This window comes from Flavobacterium amniphilum, assembly GCF_023634845.1.
Classification (GTDB): domain Bacteria; phylum Bacteroidota; class Bacteroidia; order Flavobacteriales; family Flavobacteriaceae; genus Flavobacterium; species Flavobacterium amniphilum.
In genome coordinates this window covers 36558-50667 of the sequence record NZ_JAMLJL010000006.1, presented here as the reverse complement: position 1 = coordinate 50667, position 14110 = coordinate 36558, and the positions used below count along the sequence as shown (strand labels likewise).

Below are 14110 nucleotides of genomic sequence, written 5' to 3'. Positions count from 1 at the left end.
GGCTTTCAGTTATGAAAGCCTTTTTTTATTTGAATTGGAAAAGCGATAATGATGCAAAAAGAAAAGACTTTCATAATTGAAAGTCTTTTCTTACTTGAACAGGAATTTAAGAATATTCCGGATTATGCATTATAAGCTTTTAAAGCTTCTCCTAAAATTTGTACGGATTTGATTAAATCTTCTTTTTTCAATACATAAGCAATACGTACTTCGTTTTTACCCATTCCCGGAGTAGAGTAGAATCCTGCTGCAGGAGCTACCATAACGGTTTCTCCGTTAAAATCGAATGATTCCAATAACCATTGCGCGAAATCATCGGCGTCGTTTACGGGTAATTGGGCAATACAGTAAAATGCTCCTTTAGGAGTTGCAATTTTTACGCCCTGGATTTTGTTCATCTCTGAAATTAAAGTGTCTCTACGGTCTTTATATTCGTCTATTACTTCATCAAAATAGCTTTGCGGCGTATCCAAAGCAGCTTCACTTGCAATTTGCTCATATGTTGGAGGTGACAACCTTGCCTGGGCAAATTTCATTGCCGTTGCCATTACTTCTTTGTTTTTTGAAACAACACATCCTATACGGGCACCACACATACTGTAACGTTTCGATACAGAGTCGATCATGATGGCATTTTCCTCAATTCCGGGAACATCCATAACCGAATAATGTTTTGCACCTTCATCGTAAACGAATTCACGGTAAACTTCGTCAGCAATTAAAAACAAATCGTGTTTCTTTACTAATGCTGCCAATTGTTGGATTTCTTCCTGAGAGTATAAATATCCGGTTGGATTTCCGGGATTACAGATCAGGATAGCTTTTGTTTTTGATGTGATGTGTTTTTCAAAATCAGCAATAGGAGGTAAGGCAAATCCGGTTTCGATTCCTGAAATAACCGGAACAACATTAACGCCTGATGCAGTTGCAAATCCGTTATAGTTAGCGTAGAAAGGTTCCGGGATAATTACTTCATCACCGGCATCCATTGTACTTCCCATAGCAAATAATAAGGCTTCACTACCTCCGGTTGTAACAATGATATCTTCCTTATTGATAGGTAAACCTATTTTCTGATAGCTCTGTGCCAGTTTGGTTCTGTAGCTGTCAAAACCTGCTGAATGGCTGTACTCCAAAACTTTGATGTCACTATTTTTGATAGCTTCCAGTGCTACTTCCGGAGTTTTGATATCAGGTTGACCAATATTTAAATGGTATACTTTGTGCCCTTTTTTCTTTGCTGTTTCAGCAAAAGGAACCAATTTTCTGATTGGTGATTCGGGCATGTGTTGTCCTTTATTTGATATTTTAGGCATAATTAAAAAGTTTGGTGCCGCAAATTTGCGACATTTTATCCAAATAAAAATAATTTTAGCCGTTTGATTTGTTAAAAAAATAGATGCTAAGTTGTTGTTTGTAGCTCGTTTGAATCAACTAATCAATTGATTTTCTATACTTGTATAAAAAAAAGATGAAAAGCACATTTTTAATTAGATTCGGCCTGGCAGTTGTGATGTTTATGCATAGCGTACCATCCATTGTTTCAGGTGATGTTTTGGCTTTTGGGAACGAATTTCTGGCCAGTAAAGGATTTGGTATTTTCAGTGTGCCATTGGCCATTACCATTAAGCTGATTCATTTGTTTTCCATTTATGCACTATTGGCCAACCGGTTTCTTAAGCCAATTGCAATCCTGAATATCATTATTTTAATTTCCGGTATCATCATGATTCACGGTCAGGAAGGCTGGTATGTTGTTGGGGGAGGCCGTAACGGGATTGAGTTTAATTTTATTCTGATTTTCGTGTTTCTTTCCTTTTGGTTCCCGGACGGATTAATTAAGAGCGAAAAATGATTATTTTGGGTGATGACGAGTTTAAAAACGATTGTTTGTAGATAATTTTCTACTTTTAAAGCATATAATCATGATTTTCATTTTAATGAAGAATAAAGTTACTTCACACATCCTTTTTTGGATATTGTATTTTATCTATCAGGTCAATTCTGAATATGCTTATTTAAGTACTTATCTGCCACAGCATTTGCAAACCAATTGGCTTGATGTTATTTGGTTCTCGCTTGTGTCAATTGTTATTTTCGATCTATCGATAATCCCCTGTTTTTATATTCTGTTGGCTATAATTGATACCGAAACAAAGTTTTTCAGGTCAATTACCGCCAAGGTGGTCTCAATTATTTTCTGCATGGCTTTTTTTGTTATCACATTCCGTATTTCCTGCCATTATTTTGTGTATCAGGAAGTGTATAAAGTAAAAGAAGATATTGACAGTTTTTCATTGTTTGGAATATTCAATGCCCTTATGAATATTGGTTTCGGTACATCACTTGCTTTTGGGTTTGAGAAATTCAGACAGCATTTGGTCATGAAAAATGAATTGAGCGAACTTAAATCCGAAAAATTGCAAACCGAGCTCAAATTCCTGAAGGCACAGATTAATCCCCATTTTTTATTCAATACACTGAATAATATTTACGGATTGGCCATACGGAAATCTGATGATACACCCGAAATAATCCTGAAACTGTCTAAAATAATGCGGTATAATATTTTTGAATCGGCTAAGGAAACAGTGCAAATCGGTAAAGAAATTGAAAATATAGAAGACTTTATTGACATTCAGAAGATCAGGCATAAAAATCTTAATCTTACTTTTTTTCACGATGTCGACAGGCCTTTTAAAGAGATTTCCCCTTTGATATTGTTGCAATTCGTTGAAAACGCTTTTAAGTATGGTGCTTCGGAAAGCATTGCCGATTCGTTTATCAAAATTGAGTTGATGCTCAAGGATAATCTTTTAAGTTATATGATATCCAATTCAATTGATGAACGGAATAACACGGTTCAATCCACAAAAATAGGTTTGAACAATATTAACAGACAACTGGAATTATTGTATCCAAAGAAGTATACACTTACCACAGAAAAAATAGAAAATGTTTATACGGTTTTTTTAACCATAGATTTTAATAAATGAAGCAGCAAAATAAAAAATATAAATGCCTGATTGTTGAAGATGAGCCTATTGCGGCTGATATCATTGCGGCATTTATAGAAAAGGACCAGGAACTTGAGTTGGTTGAAATATGTTCTGATGCGATACATGCCCATTCCGTGCTGAAAAGGGAAGCTGTTGATTTGATGTTTCTTGATTTGCATTTACCGGTTTTGAAAGGGTTCGATTTTTTAAGAAAGCTTGAAAATCCGCCTGAAGTTATTGTGACAACGGCTTATCATGATTATGCTTTGGAAGGATTTGAACTGGATGTTATTGATTATTTACTGAAACCAATACCTTATCAAAGATTTGAGAAGGCAGTACTGAAATTCAAGCATTTTTTTAAAGCTGAAGAAGCGTTGATTGAACATAGTGAGAGGGATTATATATTGGTGCATTTTGGAAAGCGTCAGATAAAATTGTACTCGGACGATATTTACTTCATTGAGAGTTTCAGGGAATACATTGTAATCCATACTAAAAATGAAGATGTCAAGATTAAAATGCCAATTAGTAAAATTGAAGAAATCCTGGATAAGAAAAAGTTTAAAAGAATTCATAAATCCTATATTGTTGCCCAGGATAAAGTTGAAATTTATTCGGCAAATGAGCTTGTCGTAAATGGCGTTAAAATCCCTGTAGGAAGAACCTATAAAGAGCAGGAGCATTGAAAATATTAACTTTTCATAAAGAAAATCTTACTTGCATAATTTGTAACTTTATAGGAGCAGGTTCAATTTCAATTTATCATTTTTAATGAAAAACTACTATCTCATTTTCGCATTTTTGTGTGCGTTTAACTTGTCATTCTGTCAGGATGGATTCAAATTCAGTTCTGATAAGGATAAAATCAGTATCCCGTTTAAACTGAGTAATAATCTGGTGATTATTCCGGTGAACATAAACGGTATTGATTTGAGTTTTTTATTGGATACCGGCGTGGATGATACTATTTTATTCAGTCTTGAAGAAACGGATTCGATAACATTCAATAATGCCAAAAAAATCAAGATGAGAGGATTGGGAAGCGGAGAGCCTATAGATGCTTTGTTTTCTAAAAGCAATACGTTGAAAATCAAAGATTTTGTCGACGACAATCACGATGTATTCATTATACTTGACCAGGAAATCAATTTTTCGTCACAAATAGGAATTCCCGTTCATGGTATCATTGGTTATCAGTTTTTTAAAAATCATTTTGTAGAATTGAATTACCGCACGAAAAAAATAAATGTTTACAGAAGTTCAGAAGCGTATTCCAGAAAAAAGCTGAAATCTTTTGATGTTTTACCGATGGAAATTGAAATGAAAAAACCGTACATCAATTCTGATGTGTTGTTAAACGGAAAACAGGTGAATACGAAACTGCTTGTCGATTCCGGAGGAAGTGATGCCATCTGGTTATTTGAAAATGAAGAAAAAGGAATCGTATCGCCGCAAGTGTATTTTGAAGATTACCTTGGAAATGGTTTCAGTGGTGAAATTTTTGGAAAAAGAGCAAGGGTTGAAAAAATTGATTTGGCCGGAAACGTTATTGATAATTCGACGATCTCCTTTCCGAATAAAGAATCGATCAGACACGTTTATATGGTTTCGGGCAGAAATGGATCCATAGGTTCTGAAATCCTCAAAAGATTCCATATACTCTTTGATTATTCCGGAGGGAAAATGTATTTGAAAAAGAATGTCAATTTTGACGAACCATTTAATTATAACATGAGTGGAATTGAAATTGGACACAGCGGTTTACATTGGGTAAAAGAGCAAGTCGAACTGAAAGCAAATTTAGTATCAACCACGAATGTCATAAATGTGGATTTGTCGACTTATAATGCGCCGACACGTTTTAAGTACCAGTTTTCACTGAAACCGAAATATGAAATTATTAAGGTAAGACCTAATTCACCTGCTGATCTTGCAGGATTCAAAAAAGGAGATGTTCTGACCAATATTAACGGTAATTCGGCTTACCAATATAAATTACAGGATATTATTGAGATGATGCGTTCGGAAGAAGGTAAAATAATCAGACTGGAAGTAGACCGGAAAGGAGTGCCTGTAAAAGGTAAATTCCAGCTCAAGAAAATATTATAAATAAAAAAAGCCCTGAAATTTCAGGGCTTTTTTTTTATTGATTCATTATGCTTTTCTTTTTCTCCATAACATTTACGTCTGCGGGTGCTACAACAGTTCCTTTTATCTTTAAAGGAACTTTTCCGCCTTCATAATTCACCGCATTAGATTCAACGGTGATGGTTTTTCTTATCGGCCCTGGGTTCATGTTATATTTAACTTCAATTTTTCCTTTTTTACCCGGTAAAATAGGTTCTTTCGGTGTACTGGGTACAGTACAGCCACATGTAGATTGTACATTGGTGATAATCAACGGAGCATCACCTGTATTGGTGAATTCAAAAACTCTGATGCCGTTATCGGTTTCTTTGGTAACAGTACCATAATCGATGGTATTGTCCTTGTCTTTAAATTCAATTTTTGCACCACTTTGTGCCTGCGCTGAAATACCAAATAATACAACAGCTATTAATGACAATAAATTTTTCATATCAATTCATTTATTAGGTAAAGTTAGATTTGTTTCCGTAAACTTACAAAAAAAATAACTTCTTTTTATATTTGCTTAGTTTCCTTACTTTTGCATAGTAAATTACAAAAAGTGTACCAAAGTCAATTCTATATAACTTTTCAGGAGCGAGTCTGTCTTTAGATTCAAAATTCCTTATACCGGCCACCAGACAATATTGTTGAGAGGTGATGGGCCGGAGAGGAAACAATTAGCTTTTTGTAACCTTTAATGAAGTTTACCCAACTTCAGACTTTTAACATTTAAATTTTTTAAACAAACATGATACCTGCACAATTTGAAGCCAAGTCAGTAGAAAAAAAATGGTATGACTACTGGATGGAGCATAACTATTTTCACTCAAAACCTGATCATAGAACACCATATACTATCGTAATTCCTCCACCCAATGTAACCGGAGTTTTGCATATGGGACACATGCTGAACAATACAATTCAGGATGTATTAATCCGCCGTGCCCGTCTTAAAGGGTTTAATGCCTGCTGGGTTCCGGGAACTGATCACGCTTCCATTGCTACCGAAGCTAAAGTAGTTGCGAAGTTAAAATCGGAAGGAATCAATAAAAATGATTTATCCCGTGAAGAATTCTTAAAGCATGCCTGGGAATGGACCGATAAATACGGTGGAACGATTTTGGAACAATTAAAACAATTGGGTTGTTCTTGTGATTGGGACCGGACTAAATTTACTATGGATCCGGATATGTCAGCTTCGGTTATCCGTTCATTTGTTGATTTATACAATAAAGGAATGATTTACCGCGGTTACCGAATGGTAAATTGGGATCCGGAAGCGAAAACGACTTTATCAGACGAAGAAGTTATTTACGAAGAAAGACAAGGGAAATTATACCATTTAAAATACCAGATTGAAGGTTCGAATGAATTTGTTACCATTGCGACCACACGTCCGGAAACTATTTTGGGAGATACTGCGATCTGTATTCATCCGGAAGACGAGCGTTATTTCCATTTGAAAGGAAAGAATGCAATTGTTCCAATTTGCAACCGTGTAATTCCGATCATTTTTGACGAATATGTTGATAGGGAATTCGGTACCGGATGTTTGAAAGTTACACCGGCACATGACGTAAACGATAAAGAATTGGGTGCTAAGCACAATCTGGAAATCATCGATATTTTCAATGAAGATGCTTCTTTGAATTCCTACGGATTACATTACCAGGGGAAAGACCGTTTTGTGGTTCGTGAGGAAATTTCAAAAGAATTGGAATCACTTGGTTTGATTGCAAAGATTGAAACGCATATCAATAACGTTGGAACTTCTGAAAGAACCAAAGCTGTTATTGAGCCACGCTTATCAGATCAATGGTTCCTAAAAATGGAAGATTTGGTAAAACCTGCCATTAAAGCAGTTTTAGAATCAGATGAAGTAAAATTATATCCTTCACGTTTTAATAATACCTATCGTCACTGGATGGAAAACATCCGTGATTGGAATATTTCCCGTCAGTTATGGTGGGGTCAGCAAATTCCGGCTTATTATTACGGAGAAGGGAAAGAAGATTTTGTAGTAGCTGAAACACCGGCAGATGCTTTGGAATTAGCGAAACAGAGAACAGGTAATGCAAATTTACAGACGGCAGATTTACGTCAGGATGCTGATGCATTGGATACCTGGTTTTCATCATGGTTATGGCCAATGGCTGTTTTCGGAGGAGTAATGGATCCTGAAAATGAGGATTTCAAATATTATTATCCAACAAACGATTTAGTAACCGGACCGGATATTTTATTCTTCTGGGTTGCCCGTATGATCATTGCAGGTTATGAATATGCCGATGCGAAGCCATTCTCAAATGTATATCTGACAGGTTTGGTACGTGACAAGGAAGGACGTAAGATGTCTAAATCTTTAGGAAATTCACCTGATCCGCTGGGATTAATCGAAAAGTTTGGTGCAGATGGTGTTCGATGCGGATTGTTATTGAGTGCTTCGGCCGGAAATGATATCTTATTTGATGAAGAATTATGTAACCAAGGTAAAGGATTTGCCAATAAGATCTGGAACGCTTTCCGATTGATTAAAGGATGGGAGGTAGCAGATATCGCGCAACCGGAATCATCTAAATCAGCTATCGAATGGTATGAGGCTAAATTGCAGAAAACATTGGCTGAAATTGAAGATAACTTTGGGAAATACCGTATTTCAGATGCTTTGATGGCTATTTATAAGTTGGTTTGGGATGATTTCTGTTCTTGGTTCCTGGAAATGATTAAGCCGGGATACCAACAGCCAATTGACCGTGCTACTTTCAATAAAGCGATTGAAATGTTGGAAGCCAACCTGAAATTATTGCATCCATTCATGCCGTTTTTAACAGAGGAAATTTGGCAACACATTGCTGAAAGAACTCCGGAACAGGCATTAATCGTTGCAGAATGGCCGGAATTGAAATCGTATGATGAGAAACTGATTGCTGATTTTGAGTTTGCCACAGAAGTTATTTCGGGAATCAGAACGATCAGAAAAGACAAGAACATTCCGTTTAGGGATTTAATTGAGCTTAAAGTAGTGAATAATGAAAATGCTTCGAAGTTCTTTGATGCTATCATTACTAAATTAGGTAATATTTCTTCTTTGGAATATGTTTCTGAAAAAGTAGACGGAGCTTTGTCTTACCGTATCAAATCAAATGAATATTTTATTCCTATTACCGGAAGCATTGATATAGAAGCTGAAATTGCAAAATTGACTGAAGAGTTGAATTATACAAAAGGTTTCCTGAAATCGGTTCAAGGAAAATTATCGAATGAAAAATTCGTAGCCGGTGCTCCTGAGCAGGTAATTGCGAATGAGCGTAAGAAAGAAGCTGATGCTTTGGCTAAAATTGCTACTATTGAGCAAAGTTTGATGAGCCTTAAATAAAGCAATATGGATTAAAAATGAATCCCATCCGCGTGAGCTGATGGGATTTTTTTATTCTGCTGTGATTGGATCAATGATAGTGTGTACCTTACTCACGCTATTGGCTGGAAAACCGCCTTTTTTAGCGTGTTCACGAACCATTTCTTCGTTCGGTGCGTTGTAAATACAATAAATTTTATTATCGGTTACATAACTGTGAACCCATTGTATTTTTGGGCCTAATTCGTCTAAAACCCCGCATGACGCTTGTGAAATTGATTTCAACTGTTCCTGCGTTAAATCACCCGCGCCGGGGATTTCTCTTTCGATCACATACTTTGGCATAGGTTTAAAATTTTACTTTCCCAATTCTGGCTTTTGGGTTTGCCCCGTTTTTTTTGATGGTCTCTGGACTCCATGCTTTGTTAAATAGAAAGGAATGGTATTTTGAGGAAAGGAATAATTGTTAAAGTTATGAAATAACTTGCTAATTTATTGATTTAAAAAGTGTTATATAAAAAAAAGGCCATCATTTTGATGGCCTTTAATATTATGTCGGGAAAATTATGCTTCTTTGAATTGAATGATTGATTTGTCCAATAAGAGAGGCTTCCAGATTTTAAAGGAAGAAGCAATTAGAAACAAGTTGGCTAATAATAAACATAAAGTTTGAATTAATTCGCCTATTTCATGTCCTTCCAGAAACAAATGGAACAAGAAGATATTTACCGTTAAAGGAAGCGCAATAATTGCTCCGATTCTTGAGGACACCTGGCTTACCAGTAATAATCCGGCTACTAATTCCATAATCCCCAAAAACTGCCAGAAAAAACCTGATTGTTTCATTCCGAAGATGTAGTTTTTGATTTTTAAAACGTCAACATTCGGTGCAACTTCTTCACCTTTTTGGACTTTTTCAACAATCTCAGTTGCTTTTGGAGTTTCTTTAAATTTTCCGAAACTTCCGTAGATCATAAAACCACCTATGTATAGGTTCAAAATGATGATGATAATTTTTAATGCTTTCATGATTTGATCTTACAATTTAATGTATTCGAAAGTGATGTTTCCTCTTTCTGAAGAACCATTTACCATTGCAGTAAATTTCAATTTGTAAATGTTTCCAGCTGCATCTTTAACTACATAAAAACGGTCTGTTTTTAAAGAAGCTGAAGGATAAGTTGCTCTCCAGTTAGCTCCAATTGCTCTTCTGTCTGCAGCTGCTGTTGTATTAAATTTATTGGCATCCACATTAGCTGTTGTAAAAGCATCATATGTAAATTCAGAAGTTAATACTTCATACACACGTGTTCCGTTGATTGTATTTGATGTTACAAAATCCGGATAGTAGTACGATACATCCTGTCCGTTGTATTGTGTGTAGTTCATGAAAGTACCTAAATTGATATCCCATTTTTGTTTTAATGGTTCAGCATTTACTAATGCACCATTTAAAAGGCTTACAAAGCTGAAATTATGAGCTTCATCTTTTGTAATGTTGATTTCATTGTGTGTAGTTGCTTCGATATTAGCATATAACAACTTATAACCGTTGCCGTTTCTTAAAATTCTGATTTTTTTCCATCCTCTGTCTGTACCAGTTAAAGCGGCATTACTTCCTGTTGCTGGCGTAGCAGAAACATTTTGTCCAAGATTTACCAAGTAAACTTTGTTATCAGCATCGGTTGCTGAAATAGCTGCAATTGCAGTACCTGATAAGTTTCCGTATGGATGATCGATATATGGTGCGCCAGCCGGATCATAGTTACCTGTGGTTACATTTGCATCAGAAGTTTGTACTTCATCAATGTTTGTAGTTGCTAATTGCTTAACGGCAAATTTGTTGATACCGGGATTCAAAACCACTCGGTAATCAGTTCCTGAGTAAAAACCTAATTCCCATGAAGTTCTGGCAACATTTGTTGTAACGCCAGAGCTTAAATCAACATAAACATTGTTTGGAAAAGTATTTCCGCCAACAGCTGGAGAAATTGTTTTACTTGAAACCGGCACTTCATTGAAATTAAGTCGGGTTGTATTTGTTGGAGATGTGAATTCAGCATCAATACCGGTTACGGCAGTAACGGTGAATTTTGCATTTTTGGTTTGTCCTTCCGTTGCATCAATTAATTTGTTGAATGTAAATGTTGCAGAAGTAGCACCCGCTGCAAATGGAACTGTGATTGTATTATTCACGGCTACCGGATTTGTATTGAAATCGGTTCCATAAGTAACACCGTTTGCTTCGATGCTAAGGGTTACAGTTCCTGATTTTTTAGTTGCTTCAGAGAAAACCACATTCACCTGATTGCTGGATTGTGTGATATTAACTTCCTGATTCACGAAGGCAACGCCTAACGAATCTGATGTATTTGAGTCTTCAGAACAACTGAATGCTCCAAGAGCTAAAGCACTTAAGAAAAAGTAAATTGCTTTTTTCATAGATATGTGTATTAATTAAAAATTAAGGTTATACGCTAGTTTTAGGAAATAGGAACGGCCATAGCCAAGTAAGATGGCGCTTGATGTGGCATGAACACCTGATGAAATGCCCTGATTGATCCGGGTAACATCAAAAAGGTTTCGGGCACCAATTGTGGCTTCCAGTTGATTTTTGAGAAAGGTTTTACGGATGGATGCATCCATGAAGGAATAACCTTCTATTTCAGATAATTTATATACCGGTTGGCTATTTTCGGTAGTGCGTTGAAATTGTTGCTGTTTACCGTTGTATTTGTAGTACAGGGCAAATAGTGTATTGATTTTTTTCAGTTCGTAGGAAAAATTGGCATTCAACTGTAAGTTGTACAAGAAACGGTCATCCGAAACAGCTTCTCCATCATCAATTTTTTGAGAAATTCCCACTATGATGGCACCGGCATTTGCTGTAAAGTTTTTGTATTGGAATTGATGGTTTGTTGATGCATTCCACATTTTATATGAACTAATATTGATGTATTGGTAAACAGGTGCAGTATTTTCGTAACCAACAAAAGCCATTTCTATCCGGTCATCAACATTCAAAAAGCCTGCAGCTGCCTTAGTCTGCCATTTTACATTTTTATTGATGATAAAATCTTTTTTGGTATTTAGCTCGTATGATGTACTATTTTCCGGGACTAGATTTTCATTTCCGTAAAATTGATGGCCAGAAAACTTTATTTTCGAATACATTTCTTCAAAAGTCGGTACTCTGAACGATTTGCCCATTGATGCTCTTGCTTCCAATCCGATGTCAAATAAGTATCTTAGTCCTAATGAAGTTGCATATTGGGAATCAAATTTTGATTGGATGGAAGTACGGATTCCCGGTCGGATGGAAAACTTTTCTGTTGGATGTATCTCTGCAGAAGCAAAAAAATCATAATTCTCAAAACGTTTTTCAACTTCCACTTTTGTTTGATTTTCACCATCAACTAAGGCAAATCCTTTGGTATTGGCTAATTCATAACCTAATTGTAAATCGGCTATATTATTTTTAAAGAAATTGGACAAAGTTCCGGTAGAGTAGAAGACGTTTGCTTCCTGTTGTTTTATTTTTTGCAGATTGATTTCGGTGTTATTTTGGAAATCATACTGAAAATTTTCGGCATGTCTGGCCTGTTGCTGATGTGAAACCGAAACATTGTAACTGAGTGTGAATAATTTTCCCGAAGCATTTAAATGATGGTAGAAACGATTGCTTAAATAACGGGTATCATTAGCAAATCTGTTTTGGCCAAAAGGCGGATTAGCTATTACTAAAATAGTTGGGTTGAAATAATCAATGGTTTCATCCAGATAATCGAATTTGTAAAAAGCACGGAAATCTTTTTTGGTATAGTTGATTACCGCATTTGAAAAATATTGCTGCTTCGGAAGCCAGGTGTAGCCTCTTAGCATATCAGATTCCTGGTGGTTTTCGCCTTTTCGGTTATCCAGAAAACCCTGAAAATCATTTCGGTTAAAACCTAATGAAGCAAACCAGGAATTATTGATTTTATTGGAGACCTTAAGTGACTGTATATGCCTGCCTTTTTGCATGAAATCATATTCGCCTCCCACAGTTTCCTCTTGTGCCATTGCAGTGATTTCCCACTTTTTTGCCGAATTTTTTTTGGTGATGATATTTAAAATTCCACTCACTGCATTGGCACCATGAGTTACACCCATTGAACCTTCAATAATCTCGATGCGCTCAATGTCGTCCAGATTAATTTGGGTTAAATCGATATTATTTCCTAAGCTATTGTCACTTACAACCGGTATATTGTCAACTAAAATTTTAAAGTACTGTCCATCCAGACCAAACATGGATACTGTGGAGCGTCCGGTTCCTGAACTTGGGGCAATGGTTATATTCAGATATTGGTTGAGAACATCAGATAGGTTAGTAGCTGCCTGATTTTTAATATCTTCTTTTGATATAATACGGACATTGTGAACGGATTTTTTCAATGATTGCGGTCCAAATTGGGCTGTAACCACAACTTCATTCAGCTTATTGGTATTTGAGGTGTCTTTGACCTTGTTCTGAGCAAGCAGTAAAATAGGGACAAAGCAGCTTATAAACAGAAAAGTAGTTTTAACTTTCATTATTTAGATTAAGTCTTAATAAAATTTATTTGGCAAATATATATCTTATTTTTATTTGTTCTAAATAAAATTTATATTTTTGCAACAGAATTTTTAAACCCTATCTCAAATGAAAACTTTCAAATCAATAACAATTCTGGCATTGTCAATGGCTTCTTTGACTATATCGGCACAGGATAAAAAGAAAAAAGACACTGATGCTATTAAAGCGATGTGTGGCTGTTACGAAGTAGAATTCAATTTTACAGAAACATTTAAAGTAAGCAAAGATGAAGCTTACAAACCATCACCTTCAAAAAAGGATTTTGGATTGGAATGGGTTGAATTGGTTGAAGACAAACCGAACAAAATTGTAATGCAGCATTTATTGATCGTTGGAGACACAACAATTGTAAAACACTGGCGTCAGGATTGGGAATTCGAGAATACAAAATTTTATGAGTTTTATAAAGATAAGACCTGGAAATTTGTAACCTTACCTTCAAATGCGGTAAAAGGGCAATGGACACAAAGAGTATATCAGGTAGATGACAGTCCGCGATATGAGGGAACGGCTTCATGGGTTCACGTTGACGGAACTTCGACATGGAAAAATACGGCAGATGCGCCACTTCCAAGAAGAGAGCACACCATCCGTAATGATTACAATGTTTTAAAGAGAAGAAACATTCATGAAATAACTAAATACGGTTGGTTACACGAGCAGGATAACGAAAAGATCCAAAGAGATGATAAAGGTGCCGATAAAACCTTAGCATTTGAAAAAGGAATGGATTACTACCGTAAAGTTGATAATTCAAAGTGTATTGCTGCCCAAAACTACTGGAAAAAGAATAATGTATTGTGGAAAAATGTGAGAGATAAATGGCAGTCGGTGTTTAATTTGAATAAAGATTTGAATTTAGAGACAGTTGTTAAAGGTCAACCGTTATTCATGCATTTATTTGATTTGAAACCAACTGCTACCAAAGCAGAATCTGATAAGATCATAGATGATTTCGTGAAGAAATCATAAAGTAAAAGCCGGTTCATTTGAACCGGCTTTTTT

Annotated in this window: 12 protein-coding genes; 6 read left to right on the top strand and 6 right to left on the bottom strand. The window is 35.8% G+C overall.

Annotation, left to right across the window (positions count from 1 at the left end):
- Nucleotides 1-122: 122 nt before the first annotated feature.
- The gene (locus tag NAT51_RS08350; RefSeq protein ID WP_250597764.1) at nucleotides 123-1316 is read right to left on the bottom strand and encodes a pyridoxal phosphate-dependent aminotransferase; all 1194 of its coding nucleotides are present in this window, start codon (nucleotides 1314-1316) and stop codon (nucleotides 123-125) included.
- A 155-nt stretch (nucleotides 1317-1471) separates the two neighbouring features.
- Between NAT51_RS08350 and NAT51_RS08345 the strand changes: the two genes are divergently transcribed.
- From NAT51_RS08345 to NAT51_RS08330, 4 genes are all read left to right on the top strand, one after another.
- Entirely contained in the window at nucleotides 1472-1855 is a 384-nt protein-coding gene (locus tag NAT51_RS08345) for a DoxX family protein (RefSeq protein WP_250597762.1), read from the top strand.
- 70 nt (nucleotides 1856-1925) lie between these two features.
- Nucleotides 1926-2996 (top strand): sensor histidine kinase, encoded by a 1071-nt coding sequence (locus NAT51_RS08340; protein WP_250597760.1) that lies wholly within the window; start codon nucleotides 1926-1928, stop codon nucleotides 2994-2996.
- Nucleotides 2993-3688: a LytR/AlgR family response regulator transcription factor gene (locus NAT51_RS08335; RefSeq protein ID WP_250597758.1), complete on the top strand. Its 696-nt coding sequence runs from the start codon at nucleotides 2993-2995 to the stop codon at nucleotides 3686-3688. Before NAT51_RS08340 ends, NAT51_RS08335 begins: the two co-directional genes overlap by 4 nt.
- Nucleotides 3689-3773: 85 nt before the next feature.
- Nucleotides 3774-5111, top strand: a complete 1338-nt coding sequence (locus NAT51_RS08330; protein ID WP_250597756.1) for a retropepsin-like aspartic protease — start codon at nucleotides 3774-3776, stop codon at nucleotides 5109-5111.
- A gap of 34 nt (nucleotides 5112-5145) precedes the next feature.
- On the opposite strand, the gene NAT51_RS08325 is transcribed toward NAT51_RS08330, so the two are convergent.
- Nucleotides 5146-5580 (bottom strand): DUF1573 domain-containing protein, encoded by a 435-nt coding sequence (locus tag NAT51_RS08325; protein WP_250597754.1) that lies wholly within the window; start codon nucleotides 5578-5580, stop codon nucleotides 5146-5148.
- 300 nt (nucleotides 5581-5880) lie between these two features.
- On the opposite strand from NAT51_RS08325, the gene NAT51_RS08320 reads away from it, so the two are divergent.
- On the top strand, nucleotides 5881-8508 hold the full coding sequence (locus tag NAT51_RS08320; protein WP_250597752.1) for a valine--tRNA ligase: 2628 nt from the start codon (nucleotides 5881-5883) through the stop codon (nucleotides 8506-8508).
- A 51-nt stretch (nucleotides 8509-8559) separates the two neighbouring features.
- On the opposite strand, the gene NAT51_RS08315 is transcribed toward NAT51_RS08320, so the two are convergent.
- The 4 genes from NAT51_RS08315 to NAT51_RS08300 form a co-directional block, all read right to left on the bottom strand.
- The gene (locus NAT51_RS08315; protein ID WP_250597750.1) at nucleotides 8560-8832 is read right to left on the bottom strand and encodes a DUF4242 domain-containing protein; all 273 of its coding nucleotides are present in this window, start codon (nucleotides 8830-8832) and stop codon (nucleotides 8560-8562) included.
- Between the two features lie 219 nt (nucleotides 8833-9051).
- Entirely contained in the window at nucleotides 9052-9516 is a 465-nt protein-coding gene (locus NAT51_RS08310) for a DoxX family membrane protein (protein WP_250597747.1), read from the bottom strand.
- Nucleotides 9517-9525: 9 nt separating this feature from the next.
- On the bottom strand, nucleotides 9526-10929 hold the full coding sequence (locus NAT51_RS08305; protein WP_250597745.1) for an HmuY family protein: 1404 nt from the start codon (nucleotides 10927-10929) through the stop codon (nucleotides 9526-9528).
- A 15-nt stretch (nucleotides 10930-10944) separates the two neighbouring features.
- Nucleotides 10945-13062, bottom strand: coding sequence for a TonB-dependent receptor plug domain-containing protein (locus NAT51_RS08300; RefSeq protein WP_250597738.1), 2118 nt, complete (start codon nucleotides 13060-13062; stop codon nucleotides 10945-10947).
- A gap of 109 nt (nucleotides 13063-13171) precedes the next feature.
- Between NAT51_RS08300 and NAT51_RS08295 the strand changes: the two genes are divergently transcribed.
- On the top strand, nucleotides 13172-14077 hold the full coding sequence (locus NAT51_RS08295) for a DUF6607 family protein (RefSeq protein ID WP_250597736.1): 906 nt from the start codon (nucleotides 13172-13174) through the stop codon (nucleotides 14075-14077).
- Nucleotides 14078-14110: the final 33 nt, after the last annotated feature.